Source organism: uncultured Campylobacter sp. (genome assembly GCF_938031315.1).
Classification (GTDB): domain Bacteria; phylum Campylobacterota; class Campylobacteria; order Campylobacterales; family Campylobacteraceae; genus Campylobacter_B.
The window spans coordinates 1-1,537 of sequence record NZ_CALHHT010000502.1 but is presented as its reverse complement, the minus strand read 5'-3'; the positions used below and the strand labels follow the sequence as shown (position 1 = coordinate 1,537).

Below are 1,537 nucleotides of genomic sequence, written 5' to 3'. Positions count from 1 at the left end.
CGATAGCCCAATAGCCGATTGTTTTACCTAGCGGTAATTTGCCATCGGCAGCAGGTACGCCCGTTAAAACCGAGCTGGTAAATAGATGCCCACCGTAAAAAACCACCATCATCAGACCGCAGCTAAAGGTAATACCGCCGATGAAATTCGATAAGCCAATAGATTGCTTTTCAGCCATTCCGACGGTCGAGTGAGCCCAGAAAATATCACCCATAGCGATTGCAGCGCCCGCCATTATAGCTAGAAAAATTATGCTAATTAGCGGGGTATGCGCCTTGTGTTGCATCGAACTAGACACCGCTTGCGCGGTTTCTGCAGGATTTAACATTTACTCCTCCTCATTTAAATTTGAATCAATTTCTAAGATACGCTCATAAGCTTTTTGCGCACTTTTTTTTGCGCTCTCGCTCAGTCCTTCTTTAAAATCAAGGACATTATCGAGCAGTACGCTTATGCCCAAAAACAATGTCTTTGGGCAAATTTTGCGCAGATAGCTTAGAAGCACCGGCGTAGGCAGGTTATGCGTCGAGTAGATATAGTCGCGATCGTTGCTGAGGTCGAAAAATTCTATCTTATCCTCATCAAAGCCGCTCATCGCATCTACTACGATCAAAATTTCGGGGGCGAATTCTCTAAGAGCCGCAAATTCGTTTTCGGGTACATCCTGCCCGTAAAAAACGCGCCAGTCCTTTAAATTTGCCTCGACTATTCGCCCCGTTTCATTGCCCACGTCGTCGTCGCCGCGAAGGGGATTGCCGATACAAAGCAACGCCTTTCGCATCAAAAATCCTTCCTTAGCACGAAGTATCCTTCGCGCATATTTTTTAGCAGATCTTTAAGCTCACATTCGCAAAGCTGAGGGATTAGCTTAGCTGCGTGCTCGGCAAAAATTTCAATCTCGAAATACTTGCTTAGGTTACCGATCTTAAATTTAACGTAGTCGCCCGAGTTCTCGACGATGCGTTTAAATTCTTCATCGTCTATCTCAAGCACCTTTTCGCTAAAATCTATCGTACCTACGCCGTGACCGACGCAGGTGGAAAAAACCTTGATATCCTTTAGCTCTTTAGGTAAATTTTCGTTTTCGTCCATATGCCGCTTTGTAAGCTTAAAAACCTCAATCATCGTTTGCTCCAGACCTCTTTTTGCGGATCGATCTTAAATTCCTCCGTAGCGCGGGCGTATTTTAGATATACGTCATTGTGCAATAGTGCCATGCACTCCGCGTATCTAGGATCCTCCTCGGTGTGGATAGCGTTAAGTAGAGCCTCGCGAGAAGCTTTTGGATCGTGAACGTCAGATGAGGTTTTGATTGCATCCATATATTTTGCAAATAAAACTCTTCCGAAAATATAGCTCATCAGCCTCTTAGCTTCAGCTTGCAGATCGCGCTCGAATAAAATATCGCCGATAACTGAACTCTTAACCGGTGGCGGAAGAGTGCTATCTTGCTCATAGCTCTTCTTTTGAAGCTTTTGATCGATGATGCCAAGCGCCATGCCAAGCCCATAGATAATGCTAGCAGGATGCGGAGGAC

Annotated in this window: 3 protein-coding genes and 1 pseudogene; all 4 read right to left on the bottom strand. The window is 45.3% G+C overall.

What is annotated here, in order from left to right; all coding sequences use genetic code 11:
• On the bottom strand, positions 1-328 hold a 328-nt coding region (locus Q0236_RS12370; protein ID WP_297918567.1), incomplete at its 3' end, for a formate/nitrite transporter family protein.
• Positions 329-781 (bottom strand): hydrogenase 3 maturation endopeptidase HyCI, encoded by a 453-nt coding sequence (locus Q0236_RS12365; protein ID WP_291936428.1) that lies wholly within the window; start codon positions 779-781, stop codon positions 329-331.
• Positions 781-1,125 carry a formate hydrogenlyase maturation HycH family protein gene (locus Q0236_RS12360; protein ID WP_291936431.1) on the bottom strand — a complete coding sequence of 115 codons (345 nt, stop codon included), beginning with the start codon at positions 1,123-1,125 and terminating at the stop codon, positions 781-783. Before Q0236_RS12360 ends, Q0236_RS12365 begins: the two co-directional genes overlap by 1 nt.
• Positions 1,122-1,537, bottom strand: a pseudogene (locus Q0236_RS12355) (hydrogenase); the annotation flags it as partial. The pseudogene Q0236_RS12355 and the gene Q0236_RS12360, both read right to left, overlap by 4 nt.

What these genes read in the sequence shown, in the direction of transcription:
- Q0236_RS12365 (WP_291936428.1), bottom strand. Translation starts at nt 781, where the DNA reads ATGCGAAAGGCGTTGCTTTGTATCGGCAATCCCCTTCGCGGCGACGAC.
- Q0236_RS12360 (WP_291936431.1), bottom strand. Translation starts at nt 1,125, where the DNA reads ATGATTGAGGTTTTTAAGCTTACAAAGCGGCATATGGACGAAAACGAA.